An 18,376-nucleotide genomic window follows, 5' to 3' on the forward strand; every position below is an offset into this window, starting at 1 on the left:
CGAAGGGGCGTCCACGACGCCCCTTCTTTCATCTGCGATCCGCAAACGCGCGCTACGCCGCCGAACGCGGCGGCTGCACCGTGCGCTGCTGACGCCCGACGACGCGCGACAGCACGACGATCGCCGCGAGCGTCGCGACGTACGCGGCGATCTGGATGCCGGCCGGGCGCGCCGTATAGCCGATCAGCGTATGCAGCGCCTTGCCGACGAGGCTCGATTCCTTCAGCAGCCAGGACGTATCCCAGATCGTGTCGCCCCACGACGGCACGAGGCCGGCCGCGAGCAGGAAGCCGACGCACTGGCTCGCCATGCCGGCCGCGAGCAGCACGATCAGCCGGTTGGTGACCGAGAACAGACGCTTCAGCGGAATCTGCAGCAGCCCCGCATACATCGCATAGCCGAGCCCCGCACCGCCGAGCACGCCGAGCAGCCCGCCCGCGATCATCTGCGGCGTCTGGCCGGGGTCGCCCGCGGCGATCCCGTACAGGAACAGCACGGCCTCCGAGCCTTCGCGCAGCACCGCGACGCCGACGACGATCGCGAGCCCCGTCAGCGGCTTGCTGCCCGCGGCGACCGCACGGCCCACCGCGTTCATCTGCATCGCCATTTCGCGGCCGTGGCGGCTCATCCAGATGCTGTGCCACGCGAGCATCAGCGTCGCGACGAACATCACACCGGCGTTGAAGACTTCCTGCCCCATCCCCGACGCCCACTGCGAAATCACGTCGGCGAATGCCGCGATCAGCCCCGCGCCGATCACGCCGCCGACCAGCCCGCCGCCGACCCACCAGCCGCGCCGCGGCACGCCGCGCGTGGCGGCCATCACGATCGAAACCACGAGCGCGGCTTCGAGCACTTCCCGGAAGACGATCAGCGCAGTGGACAGCATGGCGGCTTACTTGACGGTCAGATGCGTCTTCGACTGCGCTTCGTGGTACTCGTCGTGAAACTCGTACGTGCCGGCCTTCAGCGGCCCGACGAGAATCTCGACCGACTTGCCGGCCGGAACGACCTTCTCGGCCTTGAAGTCGTCGCTTTCGAATTCGGCCGGCGTCGCGTCGAGGTTCTTCACGACGAATTTCACCTTCTTGCCGGCCGGGATCGTCACGCCGTCCGGCGAGAACTTGTGATCCTTCAGCGTCAGGTTGACGACGTCGTCCGCCGCGAACGCGGGCGTGAAGCAGGCGCCGATCAGCGCCAGCGCGAAACCGAAAGCGATACGATTCATGATCGAAGACCGAACAGAGCTTGAGGGGCCTCGATACTAAGAGCGATTCGCATTTTCAATCCGAATGCCCTTGCGTGCGCAATGGGGATGCCGCTCCATAGCGCGGGCGGCGCGCGCGGCCCGACAAGGCTCATACGCAAATGCGCCGCCGCGCGTGCGCGGTCAATTCGGCCAAACACCGAGCGGCGCGCGTGCCGCGTCGCGCGCATTCGTCGGACGACCGCCTTACGCACGGCCAACAGCGCGCGACGCCGTGCGCACCGATGACGACGCTTGACCTTCCTACCGTGGCAAGCTTCATCATCGGATCGTTCGTCGATCGTCAATCAGCCAAGGAGAGAGCACGATGGAATTCGAAGTTCAGGACATGACCTGCGGCGGCTGCGCCAACGCGATCACGCGCGCGGTGACGGCCGCCGATCCGGCCGCGAAGCTCGATATCGACGTCGCCGCGAAGACCGTCAAGGTCGAATCCGCGCAGGGCGCCGAGCGCGTGCAGGCCGTCATCGAGGCAGCCGGGTTCCATCCGGCGCTGCGCAGCGCGTAACGCGCGCATGTGCGTCAGCGCAGCCGCACGAGCGTCGACTTCAGCTCCGTGTACTTCTCGAGCGCGTGCAGCGACTTGTCGCGGCCGTTGCCCGACTGCTTGTAGCCGCCGAACGGGAAGTTCATGTCGCCGCCTTCGTCGTAGCAGTTCACCCACACGGTGCCCGCGCGCAGCCGGCGCGACACTTCATGCGCGGTCGTCAGGTTCGACGTCCACACGGCGGCCGCGAGCCCGTATTCGGTGTCGTTCGCGATCCGCACGGCCTCGTCGACATCGTCGAACACGATCAGCGACAGCACCGGCCCGAAGATTTCCTCGCGCGCGATCTTCGCGTCGGGCTTCACCTCGAACACGGTCGGCTCGACGTAGAAGCCGCCCGTCTCTTCCTTCACGCGCGCGCCGCCCGTGACGAGCGTGCCCTCCTTGCGGCCCGCGTCGATATAGCCGAGCACGCGCTCGAGCTGGACGCGATCGACGATCGCCCCCATCGACACCGACGGATCGAGCGGATTGCCCGGCACGTACGCACGCGCGGCCGCGACAAGCTTCTCGACGAACGCGTCCTTGATGTCGCGATGCACGAGCAGGCGCGAGCCGGCCGTACACATCTCGCCCATGTTGTAGAAGATCGCACCGGCCGCCGCCTGCGCCGCGCGATCGAGATCGGGGCAATCGGGCAGCACGATGTTCGGCGACTTGCCGCCGAGTTCGAGCCACACGCGCTTCAGGTTCGACTGCGCCGCGTACTGCATGATCAGCTTGCCGACCGCCGTCGAGCCCGTGAACGCGATGCAGTCGACGTCCGGATGCAGCGCGAGCAGCTTGCCCGGTTCGCCCGCGCCCGGCACGACGTTGAACACGCCGGGCGGGATGCCGGCCTCGAACGCGAGCTGCGCGACGCGGATCGCGGTGAGCGGCGACTTCTCCGACGGTTTCAGCACGACGCTGTTGCCGGCCGCGAGCGCGGGGCCGAACTTCCATGCGGCCATCAGGATCGGGAAATTCCACGGCACGACCGCCGCGACGACGCCGACCGGCTCGCGCGTGACGAGCCCGACCAGATGATGATCGGCCGGCGCCACTTCGCCGCCGACCTTGTCGATCGCTTCCGCGAACCACTCGACGCAGTACGCGGCGCCCGGCACGTCGACCGTCGTCGTGTCGCCGATCGGCTTGCCGGCATCGAGCGTCTCGAGCAGCGCGAGCTCGTCGAGATGGGCGCGCATCAGCGCGGCCCAGCGCAGCAGCACGGCCTTGCGCGCACGCGGATTCAGGCCGGCCCAGACGCCCGCGTCGAAGGCGCGCCGCGCGGCGGCGACGGCCGCGTTCACGTCGGCTTCGCCGCAATCGGCGACCTTCGTCAGCACGCGGCCGTCGATCGGGCTCACGCAGTCGAACGTGCGGCCGCCATGCGCATCGCGCAGCGTGCCGTCGATGAATGCGCGCCCTTCGATCGCGAGCGACGCCGCCTTGTCCTGCCAGTCAGCCAAAGTCAACTTGTTCATCAGGATGCCTCAATGTGATGGCATTCGCGGCGCGACGTGCGGTGCGCGCGATGCGCGGCCGCCGCGAATGCGGTGACGCGCGGTCAGAAGGTCGCCGGCGAATTGGCCGACACGACCTCGCAGATCTGGTCCGCGCTGGGATTGCGAAAACGGTGCGGCAAACGGCTCTCGAAGTAGTAGCCGTCTCCGGGGTCGAGCAGCCAGGTCGCGCCGTCGACGGTGAGCTCGAGCCGGCCCGACACGACGACGCCGCCCTCGTGCCCCGCATGCGCGAGCATCTCGGGGCCCGTATCGGCGTGCGGCTGATAGACCTCGCGCATGATGCACATGTTGCGATCCTTCACGCCGGCGCCGACGAGATGAAACGCGAGCGACTCGTTGCCGAGGTTCGGCATCTCGTCGCGACGCGACACGACCGAACGCGACTCGACGAGCTCGAACGTGAAGAATTCCGCGAGGCTCATCGGAATGCATTCGAGCAGCTTCTTCAGCGAGCCGACGGAAGGACTGACGCGCCCCTGCTCGATCAGCGAGATCGTGCCGTTGGTGACGCCCGCGCGCTTCGCGAGTTCGCGCTGCGACAGGCCATGCTTGTTGCGCACGAAACGCAGGCGCTCGGCGACTTCGGTGGACATCGATTCGGTTTCGGACACGATAGGCGCGGTGAAAAAGTGAAAACGACGCTGGAGCAGCCGTTGAATATTCTAATCACTTTATGCCGCGCATCAGCGGGGAAAACCCTGAAAGCCGATCGAAATAATGAACACGTCCGCGCTTATTCGAATGTCGAATATTTTGTTCGGAGTGCATCGGGAAAGCCCTGATACGGCACCTTCAAAAAACATTTGACGCCGTTTTTGGCTCGTATATGCTGGCTCTCAGGTTAGCGTCATTGGCTCGCATCAACGCCAAAACGGGTTATCGCAGTGCAAAAATCGATACCCGTCGATGTAAATGACGCGAAACCGGCGCCTCGATTATTTTAAACGCCCCGCGCGTCGAAACGATCAGGTGTTCAATACTTTCAACGAACCAGTCGAGTGTAATCGTGAGAGTCCGTGGCCCTCTGGTGAGGTGGGATCGAGGCGATGTGCGAAGTCTGCGCAGCGCCGCTCCCGCTTCCGACGGCAGTTGCGGCTGGCATAGTCCTCGCCTGCTGCATCTGTCCATCTACACCATCCTGTCTCGTCGTTCCGTTCGGCGTCACAACGCCGTGTCCGCACGCGCATTCGTCGCCGTCGATACCGACGAAGTGGCATCGCTGCTGCCGTAGCGCCTCTCCTTTCTGCACGTCGTTCGTTTCGTTAGCCGATTCGTCAGCCGCCGCTTGCGCGCGGCGACGGAATGCGTTCGCACGCTCATTGCCGCGGCGCATGCCGCAATGAAACGAACGACGGCCTGACCGTCATGCGCAGCGCGGATCGCGCTGTCGTCCCGCTGCGCGCCCTTAGCGGCGGCCTCGCGCGTTTCGCGAGGCTGCGGGGCCGTTGCACGCCTGCGTTTTGCCCGATGCGGCGATGCGCGCACAACGATCCTATGGACCACTGATCGACGTCATGGAAAGGAAACCTCTCGTCGGCATCACCGCCGACTACACGCAGATCGGCGCACACGCGTCGCATACGGTCGGCGACAAGTACGTCGCCGCCATCGTCGACGGCGCGCAGGCGCTCGCGATGCTGCTGCCCGCGCTCGGCGAACGCCAATCGATCGACGACGTCCTCGACGCCGTCGACGGCCTGTTGTTTACCGGCAGCTATTCGAACATCGAGCCGCATCGATACGGCGGCGAACCGAGCGCACCGGGCACGAAGCACGACCCGGCCCGCGATGCGACGACGCTGCCGCTGATGCGCGCCGCGATCGCGGCCGGCGTGCCCGTGCTCGCGGTATGCCGCGGCTTTCAGGAGCTGAACGTCGTCTGCGGCGGCACGCTGCATCAGCGCGTGCACGAAGTGCCGGGCCTCGCCGATCACCGCGAGGACGACGACGCGCCGCTGAACGTGCAGTACGGCCCCGCGCATACGGTGCGGGTGACGCCCGGCGGCATCCTGCACAAGCTCGCCGGCGGCCGCGACGAAGTGCACGTCAATTCGCTGCACAAGCAGGGCATCGCGCAGCTCGGTTCGAGCCTCGCGATCGAGGCCGTCGCGCCGGACGGGCTGATCGAAGCCGTCAGCGTCGTCGACGCGCGCGCCTTCGCGCTCGCCGTGCAATGGCATCCGGAATGGCGGCACGCGCACGACGCGCTGTCGAGCGCGATCTTCCGCGCGTTCGGCGATGCGTGCCGCGCGCGCCGCGACGCGCGTTCGCATGCCCGGCCCGCCGCTGCGCTCGCCTGAGCGCGCCGACCCACTTACGAGAACGAACATGCAAGACATCGAAGACTTTCTGAAGAAGCACCGGATTACCGAGATCGAAGCCATCATTCCCGACATGGCCGGCATCGCGCGCGGCAAGATCACGCCGCGCAACAAGTTCACGTCCGGCGAATCGATGCGGCTGCCGCAGGCCGTGATGGTGCAGACCGTCACCGGCGACTATCCGGAAGACGGGTCGCTCTCCGGCGTCACCGATCCCGACATGGTCTGCGTACCCGACACGTCGACGATCCGGCTGATCCCGTGGGCCGTCGATCCGACCGCGCAGGTGATCCACGACTGCGTGCACTTCGACGGCTCGCCGGTCGAGATCTCGCCGCGCTACGTGCTGCGCCGCGTGCTCGACCTGTACAAGAAGAAAGGCTGGAAGCCGGTCGTCGCGCCCGAGCTCGAGTTCTATCTGGTCGACATGAACAAGGATCCCGACCTGCCGCTGCGTCCGCCGGTCGGGCGCACGGGCCGCCCGGAAACGGGCCGACAGTCGTATTCGATCGAGGCCGTCAACGAGTTCGATCCGCTGTTCGAAGACATCTACGAATACTGCGAGACGCAGGACCTCGACATCGACACGCTGATCCACGAAGTCGGCGCCGCGCAGATGGAGATCAACTTCATGCACGGCGATGCGCTGTCGCTCGCCGATCAGGTGTTCCTGTTCAAGCGCACGGTGCGCGAAGCGGCGTTGCGTCACAACATGTACGCGACCTTCATGGCGAAGCCGATGGAAGGCGAGCCGGGCTCGGCGATGCATGTGCACCAGAGCATCGTCGACGAGGAAAGCGGCCAGAACCTGTTCACGTCGCCGGAAACGGGCGGCGCGACGTCGATGTTCTACAACTTCCTCGCCGGGCTGCAGAAGTACACGCCCGCGCTGATGCCGATCTTCGCGCCGTACATCAACTCGTATCGCCGGCTGTCGCGCTTCATGGCCGCGCCGATCAACGTGCAGTGGGGCTACGACAACCGCACGGTCGGCTTTCGCATTCCGCATTCGAGCCCGGCCGCGCGGCGCATCGAGAACCGGATTCCGGGCGTCGACTGCAATCCGTATCTCGCGCTCGCGGCGACGCTCGCGGCCGGCTATCTCGGCATCACGCAGCGGCTCGAGCCGACCGAGCCGCTCGTCAGCGACGGCTATTCGCTGCCGTATCAGTTGCCGCGCAATCTCGAGGACGGGCTCACGCTGATGTCGGCATGCGAGCCGCTCGGCGAGATCCTCGGCCACAAGTTCCTGAAAGCGTATTTCGCGCTGAAGGAGACCGAATACGAAGCGTTCTTCCGCGTGATCAGCTCGTGGGAACGCCGTCATCTGCTGCTGCACGTGTAAGCGCGCACAACCGCAATCCGGAGGAAACATGACCTATCGCAACGAATCCGCGTGGATCCAGCCCGCCGCACCGGCGGCCCGCGCGACGCAGGCGCGCTCGACCGCCGAATACCGCGCGCTCGACGCCGCGCACCACATCCATCCGTTCTCCGACATGGGCGCGCTGAACCGCGCGGGCAGCCGCGTGATCGTGAAGGCCGACGGCGTCTATCTGTGGGACTCCGACGGCAACAAGATCATCGACGGCATGGCCGGGCTCTGGTGCGTGAACGTCGGCTACGGCCGCAAGGAGCTGGCCGACGCCGCCTATCGGCAACTGCAGGAGCTGCCGTTCTACAACACGTTCTTCAAGACCACGCATCCGCCGGTGATCGAACTCTCGGCAATGCTGGCCGAAGTCACGCCGCCCGGCTTCAACCACTTCTTCTATTGCAACAGCGGCTCGGAAGGCAACGACACCGTGCTGCGCGTCGTGCATCAGTACTGGCGCGTGCAGGGCAAGCCGCAGAAGAAGTACGTGATCTCGCGCAAGAACGGCTATCACGGCTCGACGATCGCGGGCGGCACGCTCGGTGGCATGGGCTACATGCACGAGCAGATGCCGTCGAAGGTCGAGCACATCGTCCATATCGATCAGCCGTATTTCTTCGGCGAAGCGCAGCCGGGCGAGACGCCCGAAGCGTTCGGCCTCGCGCGTGCGCAGCAACTGGAAGCGAAGATTCTCGAGCTCGGCGCGGAGAACGTCGCGGCATTCATCGGCGAGCCGTTCCAGGGCGCGGGCGGCGTGATCTTTCCGCCGTCGACGTACTGGCCGGAAATCCAGCGGATCTGCCGCAAGTACGACATTCTGCTCGTCGCCGACGAAGTGATCGGCGGCTTCGGCCGCACCGGCGAATGGTTCGCGCATCAGCACTTTGGCTTCGAACCCGATTTGATCACGATGGCCAAGGGGCTCACGTCGGGCTACGTGCCGATGGGCGCGGTCGGCATTCACGAACGCGTCGCGCGGCCGATCATCGACAACGGCGAATTCAATCACGGGCTCACGTATTCGGGGCATCCCGTGGCCGCGGCGGTGGCGGTCGCGAACCTCAAGCTACTGCGTGACGAGGGCATCGTGGAGCGCGTGAAGCGCGACACGGGCCCGTACTTCCAGGCACTGATGCGCGAGACGTTCGGACGTCATCCGATCGTCGGCGAAGTGCACGGCCACGGGCTCGTCGCGAGCCTGCAGCTCGCCGAGGCGCCGGCCGAACGCCGCCGCTTCGCGAACGGCGGCGACGTCGGCACGATCTGCCGCGACTTCTGCTTCAACGGCAACCTGATCATGCGCGCGACCGGCGACCGGATGCTGCTGTCGCCGCCGCTCGTGATCTCGCGGCAGGAAATCGATGAACTCGTGTCGAAGGCGAAGCGGGCCGTCGATGCGACCGCCCAGCAGCTGGGCCTTTCGTAACGGCTTTGCCTACAGGTGTGCGGCGGGCGCCGCACGCCGCCACAACCAGGGGAACTCCACCATGCGTGCTCGCTTTCTTCGTCAAGCCTGCTCCGCCGCTGCCCTTGCCGCAGCAGCCGCGTTCACGTCCGTCGCCAGCCCATCGGCGCATGCCGACGAGCTGAACGTCTACAACTGGTCCGACTACATCGCGCCGGACACGATTCCGAACTTCCAGAAGCAGACCGGCATCCACGTGAAGTACGACAACTACGACAGCGACGACACGCTGCAGGCCAAGCTGCTCGCGGGCAGCTCGGGCTACGACATCGTCGTGCCGACGTCGAACTACATGGCCAAGCAGATTCAGGCCGGCGTGTACCAGAAGCTCGACAAATCGAAGCTGCCCAATCTCGCGAACCTCGATCCGGTGCTGATGAAGATGATCGCGGACGCCGATCCGGGCAACCAGTACGGCGTGCCGTGGGCATACGGCACCGACGGGATCGGCTACAACGTGCAGGCGGTGAAGAAGGCGCTCGGCGACAAGGCGCCCGTCGACAGCTGGGCGCTCGTGTTCGATCCGGCCAACATGGAGAAGCTGAAGAGCTGCGGCGTGTCGATCCTCGATCAGGCCGTCGACGTATTCGCGGCCACGCTGCAATACATGGGCAAGAACCCGAACAGCACGAATCCGGCCGACTATCAGGCCGCGTTCGACGTGCTGAAGAAAGTCCGCCCGTACATCACGCAGTTCAACTCGTCGGGCTACATCAACGACCTCGCGAACAACGACGTCTGCGTCGCGCTCGGCTGGTCGGGCGACGTCGGCATCGCGCATCGCCGCGCGGCCGAAGCGAAGCGCTCGTACGACATCCGCTTCGCCAATCCGAAGGAAGGCGGGCTGCTGTGGTTCGACGTGATGGTGATCCCGAAGGACGCGCCGCATCCCGAGAACGCGCTGAAGTGGATCAACTACGTGTCCGATCCGAAGGTCAACGCGGCCATCACGAACACCGTGTTCTATCCGACCGCGAACAAGGCCGCGCGCCAGTTCGTGACGCCGGCCGTCGCGCAGGACCCGACCGTGTATCCGTCCGACGAGGTGCTGAAGAAGATGGTGCTGATGAAGCCGATGCCGGCCGAGATCCTGCGGCTGGAAAACCGTCTGTGGGCGCAGCTGAAGACCGGCCACTGACCGCGATGCCGCACGGCGTCGCGCAGGCCGCCCGCCTGCCGCGCGCCTGACATTCGCGGACAGCGTCCGCCCGCGCGCGCCGCGCGCACCTGTTCCATCCGGCCCGAGCCGTTTTCCGCGAGTCGCGTTGCGCGCCTCGTGCGGGAGCGCTCGCGCCTGCAATCCGTGAAGAACGAATGGTGACTCCCATGCAATCGATTCCCTCTTCCGCCGCTGCGCGCCACGTGCAGCCGGCCGCGGCCGTCCGTCCCGCCAACGACGCGTTCGTGCGCATCGAAAACGTCGTGAAGAAGTTCGGCGACAGCACCGCCGTCGACAACGTGAACCTGACGATCGCGAAGAACGAGCTGTTCGCGCTGCTCGGCAGTTCGGGCTGCGGCAAGTCGACGCTGCTGCGCATGCTCGCCGGCCTCGAAACCGCGACGTCCGGCAAGATCTACGTCGACGGCGAAGATCTCGCGTCGCTGCCGCCGTACCGCCGGCCGGTGAACATGATGTTCCAGTCGTACGCGCTGTTTCCGCACATGAGCGTCGAATCGAACGTCGCGTTCGGGCTGAAGCAGGAAGGCACGCCGAAGCACGAGATTCGCGAACGCGTCGCCGATGCGCTCGCGCTCGTGCAGATGAGCAAGTACGCGAAGCGCAAGCCGCACCAGCTGTCGGGCGGCCAGCAGCAGCGCGTCGCGCTCGCGCGCTCGCTCGTCAAGCGTCCGAAGCTGCTGCTGCTGGACGAGCCGATGTCCGCGCTCGACAAGAAGATCCGGCAGAAGACGCAGCTCGAACTCGTCAACATCATCGACAAGGTCGACGTGACCTGCGTGATGGTCACGCACGATCAGGAAGAAGCGATGACGATGGCGAGCCGCCTCGCGGTGATGAGCGAAGGCCGCATCGTGCAGATCGGCACACCGGGCGAAGTCTATGAGTATCCGAACAGCCGCTTCTCGGCCGAATTCATCGGTTCGACGAACCTGTTCGAGGGCCGCGTCGTCGAGGACGAGCCCGACCACATCTTCGTCGAGAGCGACGATCTCGAAACACGCATGTACGTGAGCCACGGCGTGACGGGCCCGCTCGGGATGCCGGTCGGCATCTCGGTGCGCCCGGAGCGCGTGCACGTGTCGCGCGAGAAGCCGAACGCGCCGCACAACTGGGCGCGCGGCGTCGTCACCGATATCGCCTACATGGGCAGCTACTCGCTGTATCACGTGCGGCTGCCGAGCGGCAAGACGGTCGTGTCGAACCTGTCGAGCTCGCATCTCATGCACGACGGCGCGCCGTCGTGGAACGACGACGTGTTCGTCTCGTGGTCGCCGGCGAGCGGCGTCGTGCTGACGCAGTGAGGAGCCGACGATGAGAACCTCCGCTTCCACTTCGTCCGCGCCGGTGTCGCCCGGCGCCGTGCCGGCTGCCGCGGCGCCGCGCCGCCGCGCGCGTTTCCCCACGCTGTCGCGCCTGCTGCCGTCCGGGCGCAGCGTCGCGATCGGCGTGCCGTTCCTGTGGCTCGCGGTCTTCTTCGCGCTGCCGTTCGTGCTCGTGCTGAAGATCAGCTTCGCCGATCAGGTGATGGGCATTCCGCCGTACACGTCGCTCCTGCAGGTCAAGGACGGCGTCGTGCACTTCGCGCTGCAGCTGTCGCACTACGCGTTTTTGTTGCAGGACGACCTGTACGTCGCGACCTATCTCAGCTCGCTGAAGATGGCGGCCGTATCGACGGTGTTCTGCCTGCTGATCGGCTATCCGATGGCGTACTACATCGCGCGCTCGGAGCCCGGCACGCGCAACGTGCTGATGATGGCCGTGATGCTGCCGTTCTGGACGTCGTTCCTGATTCGCGTGTACGCATGGATCGGCATCCTGAAGGACGACGGCCTGCTGAACCACGCGCTGATCGCGCTCGGCATCATCCACACGCCGCTGCGGCTCTATCACAGCGATGCGGGCGTCTATATCGGGATGGTCTATTCGTACCTGCCGTTCATGGTGATGCCGCTGTACGCGCACCTCGTCAAGATGGACCTCACGCTGCTCGAGGCCGCGTACGACCTCGGCGCGAAGCCGTGGGTCGCGTTCACGCGCATCACGCTGCCGCTGTCGAAGAACGGCATCATCGCGGGCAGCCTGCTCGTGTTCATTCCGGCCGTCGGCGAATACGTGATTCCGGAGCTGCTCGGCGGCGCCGACACGCTGATGATCGGGCGCGTCATGTGGGATGAGTTCTTCAACAACATGGACTGGCCGATGGCGTCCGCGGTCACCGTCGCGATGGTGCTGCTGCTCGTGCCGATGGCGTTGTTCCAGTACTACCAGGTCAAGGAACTGGAGGAAGCGAAATGATCAAGCCGAGCAAACCGCTGTCGACGGGCGTTCTCGCCTTCGGCTTCCTGTTTCTCTACATCCCGATCATCAGCCTCGTCGTGTACTCGTTCAACGAGTCGAAGCTGGTCACCGTGTGGTCCGGCTTCTCGCTGAAGTGGTATGCGGCGCTCTGGCAGGACGACGAACTGCTGACGGCCGCCTGGCTGTCGCTGAAGATCGGCCTGCTGACCGCGACCGCGTCGGTCGTGATCGGCACCTGGGCCGGCTTCGTGCTCGCGCGCTTCGGGCGCTTCCGCGGCTTCACGCTCTACACGGGGATGATCAACGCGCCGCTCGTGATTCCCGAAGTGATTCAGGGGATCTCGCTGCTGCTGCTGTTCGTCGCGCTCGAGCAGATGTTCGGCTGGCCGAAGGGGCGCGGGATGGTGACGATCTGGATCGGCCACGTGATGCTCTGCGTGTCGTACGTCGCGATCATCGTGCAGTCGCGCGTGAAGGAGATGAACAAGTCGCTCGAGGAGGCGGCGCTCGATCTCGGCGCGACGCCGTTGAAGGTGTTCTTCGTCGTCACGCTGCCGCTGATCTCGCAGGCGCTGCTGTCGGGGTGGCTGCTGTCGTTCACGCTGTCGATCGACGATCTGGTGTTGTCGGCGTTCCTGTCGGGCCCCGGCTCGACGACGCTGCCGCTCGTCGTGTTCTCGCGCGTGCGGCTCGGGCTCAATCCCGAGATGAACGCGCTCGCGACGCTGTTCATCACCGCGGTGACGATCGGCGTGATCGTCGTGAACCAGATGATGATCGCGCGCGAACGCCGACGCATCGCCGATCTGAAGCACGCGTTCGCGGCCGCGTAAGCCAGCCCTTCCATCCGTACCGAAAACAACCCGGCGCGTCGCGTTGCGCGGCGCGCCGTTCGACCACGCACTGACGACGCGCACGACAAGGAGAATCCGCAATGAAGAAGAAACTGATCTGCCTGCTGGTGGCCGGCGCACTGCCGGGCATCGCGCTGGCCGACTCGACATCCGCGCAGATCAAGGCACTGCAGGCACAGGTGGCCGCGCTGCAGCAGCAGATGAAGGCGATGCAGGCGCAGCTCGCCGCGCGGCCGGGCGCCGCCGCGAATGCGTCGGGCGGCACGAAGGCCGCCATCGCACCGGTCGCGGTCGCCGCCGATCCGGGCTCGCCCGATTACGGCAAGGCGCCGGCCATGCTGACCAACGACGACGTGACCGAGATGAAGCAGCAGATCGCGAGCCAGCAACTGAAGGTCGACACGCTGACCGACGCGGCGAACACCGGGCCGCTCGCGGGGCTGTCGGTGACCGGCTACATCGACCCGACCTACATCTACAACCGCGCGGCCGGCACGTCGTCGTTCCTGTTCGCGAACCACGAGAACGCGTACAACTACTTCAACAGCACGTTCGGCGATCTCTATCTCGACATCAAGAAGACGTTCGGCGTCGGCCCGATGGCGCCGTCGGCCGAGATCACGCTGATGCCGAACCGCGGCAACGGGATCACGCTGTTGCAAAACTCGCGCGGCTCGATTACCGACAACCTGCTGAACACGGCGGTCGTCAACGTGCCGATCAGCGCGACGACGACACTCGTCGCCGGCCTGATTCCGAGCTTCGGCGGCTACGAGGTCCAGCAGTCGAACCAGATGCTCACGCTCACGCACAACCTGCTGTACGACTTCTCCGATCCGGGCAGCTACATCGGCGCGGGCATGAACTACACGAAGGGCGCCTGGGCGTGGAAGTTCTTCCTCGGCAACGAGCAGTACCGCACCTACGGCTCGGTCACGCAGACCGGCACCAACGCGCTCGGCGATCCGATCACGACCAGCAACAAGGTGCCGACCTTCACCGCACGCGCGGACTACACCTGGTCGAGCGCGCTCGACATCGGCGGGTCGTTCAACATCGGCCGCCAGACCTTGCCGAGCGCGATCGACCCGGCGACCGGCAACGTGTCGTACGGCGTCGGCGGCGCCGCGCCGAGCGCCTACGGCACGTTCTTCTTCGCGGAAGCCGATGCGACCTACACGCTCGCCGACGTGCAATACAACGCCGAACTCGACTACGGCCAGCAGCAGCACGCGGCGTACAACGGCGGGCTCGCGCAGTGGTACGGGCTGTCGCTGCTCGCGCACCGCAAGTTCAACGCGCCGGTGGTCGGCCGCATGGGCGTGACGCTGCGCTACGATGCGCTCGTGAACCGCAAGAACGGCGGCGGTGGCGGCGGCATCGCGCTGAACGGCAACGGGATGGATCCGTACAACGGTTTCGGCGTCGACGCGGACTGCCTCGCGACGTCGAGGGCGAACGGCGGACTCGGCTTCGACTGCAAGGGCGCGATCCGTCAGGACGTCGCGCTCGACCTGCTGTTCTATCCGACGCAGCAGATCACCGTGAAGGTCGAATACCGGCACGACTGGGCGAACAACAAGGTGTTCCTGCGCAACGACGGCTCGTACGGCAAGTCGAACGATCTGCTCGCGACGCAGTTCATCTATTCGTTCTGATCGCGGTTCGCGCGTTCGCGCGTTCGCGCGGGCGCACGGTGCCGCGCGTCCCGCGTCGTTTCGGCCGGCCGGCGCGCGGTGCCGCACGATCGCCGCCGGTCGCCATTCAGGAGTCCGTTCATGAAGCAGTCTTTTGCCCGCCGCGCCGATGCGCTCGCGCGCGACTCGTACTACGAAGCGTCGGTCGTACGCGCGGCCGACGATGCGCCGCTCGACCGCACGGTCGACGTCGACGTGTGCGTGATCGGCGCCGGTTTCGCCGGGCTCTCGACGGCGCTCGACTGCCGCGCGCGCGGGCTGTCGGTCGCGGTGATCGATGCACACCGTCCCGGCTGGGGCGCATCCGGCCGCAACGGCGGCCAGGCGATCGCGGGCTTCGCGAAGGACGACGAAATCGAGCGGCAGCTCGGCGCCGACGGTGCGCGCGCCGCGTGGTCGCTGTCGTTCGACGGCCTCGCGCTGATCGCCGAGCGGATCGCGCGCTACGGCATCGACTGCGACTTCACGCGCGGCTATCTGACGGTCGCGACGAAGCCGCGCGGCGTCGACGCCTTGCGCGCGTGGATGGACGCGGCGACGTCGCGCTGGGGCCATCCGTCGCTCGCTTGGCTCGATGCCGATGCGATCGGCACGCGCATCGCGTCGACGCGCTATCTCGCCGGCGTCCACGATCCGCTGTCCGGCCATCTGCATCCGCTGAAGTACTGCCTCGGTCTCGCCGATGCCGCGCGCCGCGAAGGCGTCGCCCTGCACGCGCATACGCCGGCGCTCGACGTCGTGCGCGGGGCACGGCCCGTCGTGCGTACGCCCGGCGGCGAAGTGCGCTGCCGCTTCGTCGTGTCGTGCTGCAACGCAGGGCCGGGCGGCATCCTGCCGGCCGCGACGGCCGCGCGCATCGCGCCGATCGCGTCGTACATCATCGCGACCGAACCGCTCGCGCAGGATCGCGCCGATGCGCTGATCGCCCGGCGCGAAGCCGTGTGCGACAACAACTTCTTTCTCGACTATTTCCGGCTGTCGGCCGACAACCGGATGCTGTTCGGCGGCCGCGCGAATTCGGCCGGCGCGTCGCCCGACACGCTCGCCGATGCGATCCGGCATCGCATGGTGCGCGTGTTCCCGCAGCTCGCGGACGTGCGCGTCGCACACGCGTGGGGCGGCTTCGTCGACGTCACGCGCAACCGCGCGCCGGACTTCGGCGCGCTCGATCCGAACTTCTTCTACGTGCAGGGCTTCAGCGGGCACGGCGTCGCGCTGACCGGCATCGCGGGCCGCGCGATCGCCGACGCGATCGCCGGCGACACGCGCACCTTCGACCTGTTCGCGCGCGTGCGCCATCGTCGCTTTCCGGGCGGCGACGCGTGGCGACAACCGGCGCTCGAACTCGGCATGCTGTATCACCGCGTGCGCGAGCTGTTCTGACTTCCTTCTTCTTCGTCTTTCGACCATGCAGACATTCGCGAACCAGCCGCACACCGCGTCGTACTACGCCGCGACCGCCAACGACGTCACGCGTCACGCGCCGCTCGCCGGCGCCACGGACGCCGACGTCTGCGTGATCGGCGCCGGGCTGACGGGGCTGTCGGCCGCGCTCAATCTCGCGGAGCGCGGCCATTCGGTGACCGTGCTCGAGGCGTCGCGCGTCGGCTGGGCCGCAAGCGGCCGCAACGGCGGGCAGCTGATCGGCGGCTTCGCCTGCGACATCGACACGTTCGGCCGCTTCATGCCCGAAGAGGACGTGAAGCGGATCTGGGACATGGGGCTCGAAACGCTGTCGCTCGTGAAGTCGCGCATCGTGCAGCACCGCATCGACTGCGCGTTCGTGCCGGGCTACCTGACCGCCGCGAATACTGCGCGCGACGTCGATGCGCTGAAGCGCTGGCGCGACGAAGCGGCGACGCGCTTCGGCTACGACCGTTTCCGCTTCGTCGACGGCGCCGATCTCGGCGACTACGTGCAGTCGACGCGCTATCGCGGCGGCCTGTACGACCCGGACAGCGGCCACCTCCATCCGCTCAACTACACGCTCGGGCTCGCGCGCGCGGCGACCGAGGCCGGCGTGCGCATTCACGAGGACAGCTGCGCGACGCGCGTGCGCGACATCGCGGGCGGGCATCTGGTCGAGACGGAACGCGGTCACGTGCGTGCGCGCTACGTCGTGCTCGCGTGCAATACCTACGTCGGCACGCTCGCGCCCGCGCTGTCGAAAAAGATCATGCCCGTCGGCACCTACGTGATCGCGACCGAACCGCTCGGCGACGCGCGCGCGGCCGCGCTGATGCCGGCACGCGCGGCGATCTGCGACAGCCGCTTCGTGCTCGACTATTTCCGGCCGGCGCCCGACACGCGCATCGTGTGGGGCGGCAAGGTCAGCTATTCGACGCTGCCGCCGCGCAATCTCGCGGAGGCGATGCGCCGCGACATGCTGAAGACGTTCCCCCAGCTCGCCGACGTGAAGATCGACTACGCATGGGGCGGCTTCGTCGACATCACGATGAACCGCGCGCCGCACTTCGGCCGCATCGCGCCGACGCTGTATTTCGCGCAGGGCTTCTCGGGGCACGGCGTGAACACGACCGCGCTGGCGGGCAAGTTGATCGCGGAAGCGATCGACGGGCAGGCGAGCCGCTTCGACCTGTTCGGCCGGATCCGCCATCGCGACTTTCCCGGCGGCGCCGCGCTGCGCACGCCGGCGCTCGTGCTCGCGATGAGCTGGTACCGGCTGCTCGACGCGTTCGGCGTGCATTGAGCGCTCGGGGCGCGTGCGGCGCTCAAGGCCACTGCACAGAAAAAACGGCTGCGCGAATGCGCAGCCGTGCAATCAGCGACGCGTCGCGACGATGCGATCAGTCGGTGCCGTACTTCGGCGAACGCGGGCCGTACAGCAGCCCGTTCGGCGTCCCCGCCGAGAGCAGCCGGCTGCTCGTCAGCGCGGCCACGTCGTGCGCTTCGTCGCTCAGCGAGTGCGCGACCTGCTTGACGGCCGCCTGCACGAGCATCCCGACGATGCCGAACGCGTTCACGCTCATGTTGTTGCCGACTTCCTTGCCGGTCGCGCGGCCTTCGCCCTGCCAAAGAACGTCGCCGGTCTTCAGATCAACGAGCTTGGCGGACGCCGCGACGATCGTCGTGCTGTCGACGACCTGGTAGACCGACCCATATTGCTTGACCTTCGAGTACAGCGCGGCGTCCGCGCCGAAGATCTCCCGCAGCTTGGCGGGCGACGTCTGCTGGATCTCGGCCGCGTTCGTCAGGCCGTTTTGTTTGAACGTCTCGTCCATCACGGCGACCGGCACCACGTAATAACCGGACTCCGCGAGCGGCAGCGTCATCTGCGACAGCATGCCGTACGTTGCGCCGACATCGGTAGTCTCGTTGACGGGCGGCAGCACGAGAATCGAGCGCGGCTGGCTCTTCTTGAATGCCGCGTAGTCGGGACGTTTGACCGGCTGCGCGCACGCGCTCAGCAGCGCAGCGATCGACAGCACGGAAAGCAGCTTGAATGAAAGTGTCTTGAACATGATGCGCACGTCACTGTTGGGCGGTTTTCTGCGGAACGGATTTCTTCTTCATCAGGAAATCCATGTAGGCGGACGATTCCGGAAACAGCTGCTTTTCGGCCTGCAGTTCCTGGTCGGCGCGTTGCTCATTGCCGACGCTCGCGTACAGCATTCCCAGATGTGCATGGAAGCCCGGCGGCGGCGTGCGGCCCTTCGCGCGAATTTCCTGCAGCGCCTTTTCGAGCGCGTCGATCTGCGCCTGCGGCGACTGCTGGCCCTTGAAGTATTCGTACACCTGCGGCTGATAGCCGTTCCATTGATAGAGCGGCGGCGTGCTCGGCGCCGCGCAGCCTGCAAGCAGCAATGCGGCCGCCGTCGCCGGAAGCCAGATACCCCGTTTCAT

18 protein-coding genes are annotated in these 18,376 nt (G+C 66.5%); 12 read left to right on the forward strand and 6 right to left on the reverse strand.

Going from position 1 to position 18,376, the window contains the following annotated elements; translation table 11 throughout:
- Nucleotides 1-52: 52 nt before the first annotated feature.
- Entirely contained in the window at nucleotides 53-889 is an 837-nt protein-coding gene (locus ACSHSS_RS00235; RefSeq protein WP_212160249.1) for an FTR1 family iron permease, read from the reverse strand.
- Between the two features lie 6 nt (nucleotides 890-895).
- On the reverse strand, nucleotides 896-1,228 hold the full coding sequence (locus tag ACSHSS_RS00240; protein ID WP_212160254.1) for a cupredoxin domain-containing protein: 333 nt from the start codon (nucleotides 1,226-1,228) through the stop codon (nucleotides 896-898).
- Between the two features lie 346 nt (nucleotides 1,229-1,574).
- On the opposite strand from ACSHSS_RS00240, the gene ACSHSS_RS00245 reads away from it, so the two are divergent.
- Nucleotides 1,575-1,775 carry a heavy-metal-associated domain-containing protein gene (locus ACSHSS_RS00245; protein WP_006402793.1) on the forward strand — a complete coding sequence of 67 codons (201 nt, stop codon included), beginning with the start codon at nucleotides 1,575-1,577 and terminating at the stop codon, nucleotides 1,773-1,775.
- Between the two features lie 14 nt (nucleotides 1,776-1,789).
- Here the strand turns inward: ACSHSS_RS00245 and ACSHSS_RS00250 are convergent, their stop codons facing one another.
- Nucleotides 1,790-3,280, reverse strand: coding sequence for an aldehyde dehydrogenase (locus ACSHSS_RS00250; RefSeq protein WP_105824372.1), 1,491 nt, complete (start codon nucleotides 3,278-3,280; stop codon nucleotides 1,790-1,792).
- 83 nt (nucleotides 3,281-3,363) lie between these two features.
- The gene (locus ACSHSS_RS00255) at nucleotides 3,364-3,915 is read right to left on the reverse strand and encodes a cupin domain-containing protein (protein ID WP_012214285.1); all 552 of its coding nucleotides are present in this window, start codon (nucleotides 3,913-3,915) and stop codon (nucleotides 3,364-3,366) included.
- 455 nt (nucleotides 3,916-4,370) lie between these two features.
- Between ACSHSS_RS00255 and ACSHSS_RS00260 the strand changes: the two genes are divergently transcribed.
- From ACSHSS_RS00260 to ACSHSS_RS00310, 11 genes are all read left to right on the forward strand, one after another.
- Nucleotides 4,371-4,553, forward strand: a complete 183-nt coding sequence (locus ACSHSS_RS00260) for a hypothetical protein (RefSeq protein WP_006402789.1) — start codon at nucleotides 4,371-4,373, stop codon at nucleotides 4,551-4,553.
- Nucleotides 4,554-4,836: 283 nt separating this feature from the next.
- Nucleotides 4,837-5,622, forward strand: a complete 786-nt coding sequence (locus ACSHSS_RS00265; RefSeq protein WP_043280023.1) for a gamma-glutamyl-gamma-aminobutyrate hydrolase family protein — start codon at nucleotides 4,837-4,839, stop codon at nucleotides 5,620-5,622.
- 28 nt (nucleotides 5,623-5,650) lie between these two features.
- A complete protein-coding gene (locus ACSHSS_RS00270) occupies nucleotides 5,651-6,988 on the forward strand; it encodes a glutamine synthetase family protein (RefSeq protein WP_054317678.1) in 1,338 nt (445 codons plus the stop codon).
- Nucleotides 6,989-7,016: 28 nt separating this feature from the next.
- Entirely contained in the window at nucleotides 7,017-8,444 is a 1,428-nt protein-coding gene (locus ACSHSS_RS00275; RefSeq protein ID WP_105778782.1) for an aspartate aminotransferase family protein, read from the forward strand.
- Between the two features lie 61 nt (nucleotides 8,445-8,505).
- On the forward strand, nucleotides 8,506-9,621 hold the full coding sequence (locus ACSHSS_RS00280; RefSeq protein ID WP_006402785.1) for a polyamine ABC transporter substrate-binding protein: 1,116 nt from the start codon (nucleotides 8,506-8,508) through the stop codon (nucleotides 9,619-9,621).
- 188 nt (nucleotides 9,622-9,809) lie between these two features.
- Nucleotides 9,810-10,964 (forward strand): ABC transporter ATP-binding protein, encoded by a 1,155-nt coding sequence (locus ACSHSS_RS00285; protein WP_006402784.1) that lies wholly within the window; start codon nucleotides 9,810-9,812, stop codon nucleotides 10,962-10,964.
- Nucleotides 10,965-10,974: 10 nt separating this feature from the next.
- On the forward strand, nucleotides 10,975-11,958 hold the full coding sequence (locus ACSHSS_RS00290) for an ABC transporter permease subunit (RefSeq protein ID WP_261512965.1): 984 nt from the start codon (nucleotides 10,975-10,977) through the stop codon (nucleotides 11,956-11,958).
- Nucleotides 11,955-12,794, forward strand: a complete 840-nt coding sequence (locus tag ACSHSS_RS00295) for an ABC transporter permease subunit (protein ID WP_006416260.1) — start codon at nucleotides 11,955-11,957, stop codon at nucleotides 12,792-12,794. The genes ACSHSS_RS00290 and ACSHSS_RS00295 overlap by 4 nt, the downstream gene beginning before the upstream one ends.
- A 101-nt stretch (nucleotides 12,795-12,895) precedes the next feature.
- A complete protein-coding gene (locus ACSHSS_RS00300; RefSeq protein ID WP_212160258.1) occupies nucleotides 12,896-14,473 on the forward strand; it encodes a DUF3138 family protein in 1,578 nt (525 codons plus the stop codon).
- A gap of 120 nt (nucleotides 14,474-14,593) precedes the next feature.
- Nucleotides 14,594-15,895, forward strand: a complete 1,302-nt coding sequence (locus tag ACSHSS_RS00305) for an NAD(P)/FAD-dependent oxidoreductase (RefSeq protein ID WP_212160263.1) — start codon at nucleotides 14,594-14,596, stop codon at nucleotides 15,893-15,895.
- Nucleotides 15,896-15,920: 25 nt separating this feature from the next.
- The gene (locus tag ACSHSS_RS00310) at nucleotides 15,921-17,222 is read left to right on the forward strand and encodes an NAD(P)/FAD-dependent oxidoreductase (RefSeq protein ID WP_212160264.1); all 1,302 of its coding nucleotides are present in this window, start codon (nucleotides 15,921-15,923) and stop codon (nucleotides 17,220-17,222) included.
- A 97-nt stretch (nucleotides 17,223-17,319) separates the two neighbouring features.
- On the opposite strand, the gene ACSHSS_RS00315 is transcribed toward ACSHSS_RS00310, so the two are convergent.
- Complete coding sequence (locus ACSHSS_RS00315; RefSeq protein ID WP_006416259.1) at nucleotides 17,320-17,994, reverse strand: DUF799 domain-containing protein; 675 nt, start codon at nucleotides 17,992-17,994, stop codon at nucleotides 17,320-17,322.
- 10 nt (nucleotides 17,995-18,004) lie between these two features.
- Nucleotides 18,005-18,376, reverse strand: coding sequence for a DUF4810 domain-containing protein (locus ACSHSS_RS00320; protein WP_006416254.1), 372 nt, complete (start codon nucleotides 18,374-18,376; stop codon nucleotides 18,005-18,007).

Source organism: Burkholderia sp. BC1 (assembly GCF_052683555.1).

Bases quoted from the DNA above. Each gene is read 5' to 3' on its own strand.
- ACSHSS_RS00265 (WP_043280023.1), top strand. From the start codon at position 4,837: ATGGAAAGGAAACCTCTCGTCGGCATCACCGCCGACTACACGCAGATC.
- ACSHSS_RS00290 (WP_261512965.1), top strand. From the start codon at position 10,975: ATGAGAACCTCCGCTTCCACTTCGTCCGCGCCGGTGTCGCCCGGCGCC.
- ACSHSS_RS00300 (WP_212160258.1), top strand. From the start codon at position 12,896: ATGAAGAAGAAACTGATCTGCCTGCTGGTGGCCGGCGCACTGCCGGGC.
- ACSHSS_RS00270 (WP_054317678.1), top strand. From the start codon at position 5,651: ATGCAAGACATCGAAGACTTTCTGAAGAAGCACCGGATTACCGAGATC.
- ACSHSS_RS00320 (WP_006416254.1), bottom strand. From the start codon at position 18,376: ATGAAACGGGGTATCTGGCTTCCGGCGACGGCGGCCGCATTGCTGCTT.
- ACSHSS_RS00275 (WP_105778782.1), top strand. From the start codon at position 7,017: ATGACCTATCGCAACGAATCCGCGTGGATCCAGCCCGCCGCACCGGCG.
- ACSHSS_RS00295 (WP_006416260.1), top strand. From the start codon at position 11,955: ATGATCAAGCCGAGCAAACCGCTGTCGACGGGCGTTCTCGCCTTCGGC.
- ACSHSS_RS00310 (WP_212160264.1), top strand. From the start codon at position 15,921: ATGCAGACATTCGCGAACCAGCCGCACACCGCGTCGTACTACGCCGCG.
- ACSHSS_RS00255 (WP_012214285.1), bottom strand. From the start codon at position 3,915: ATGTCCACCGAAGTCGCCGAGCGCCTGCGTTTCGTGCGCAACAAGCAT.
- ACSHSS_RS00235 (WP_212160249.1), bottom strand. From the start codon at position 889: ATGCTGTCCACTGCGCTGATCGTCTTCCGGGAAGTGCTCGAAGCCGCG.
- ACSHSS_RS00315 (WP_006416259.1), bottom strand. From the start codon at position 17,994: ATGTTCAAGACACTTTCATTCAAGCTGCTTTCCGTGCTGTCGATCGCT.
- ACSHSS_RS00240 (WP_212160254.1), bottom strand. From the start codon at position 1,228: ATGAATCGTATCGCTTTCGGTTTCGCGCTGGCGCTGATCGGCGCCTGC.
- ACSHSS_RS00245 (WP_006402793.1), top strand. From the start codon at position 1,575: ATGGAATTCGAAGTTCAGGACATGACCTGCGGCGGCTGCGCCAACGCG.
- ACSHSS_RS00305 (WP_212160263.1), top strand. From the start codon at position 14,594: ATGAAGCAGTCTTTTGCCCGCCGCGCCGATGCGCTCGCGCGCGACTCG.
- ACSHSS_RS00250 (WP_105824372.1), bottom strand. From the start codon at position 3,280: ATGAACAAGTTGACTTTGGCTGACTGGCAGGACAAGGCGGCGTCGCTC.
- ACSHSS_RS00280 (WP_006402785.1), top strand. From the start codon at position 8,506: ATGCGTGCTCGCTTTCTTCGTCAAGCCTGCTCCGCCGCTGCCCTTGCC.
- ACSHSS_RS00285 (WP_006402784.1), top strand. From the start codon at position 9,810: ATGCAATCGATTCCCTCTTCCGCCGCTGCGCGCCACGTGCAGCCGGCC.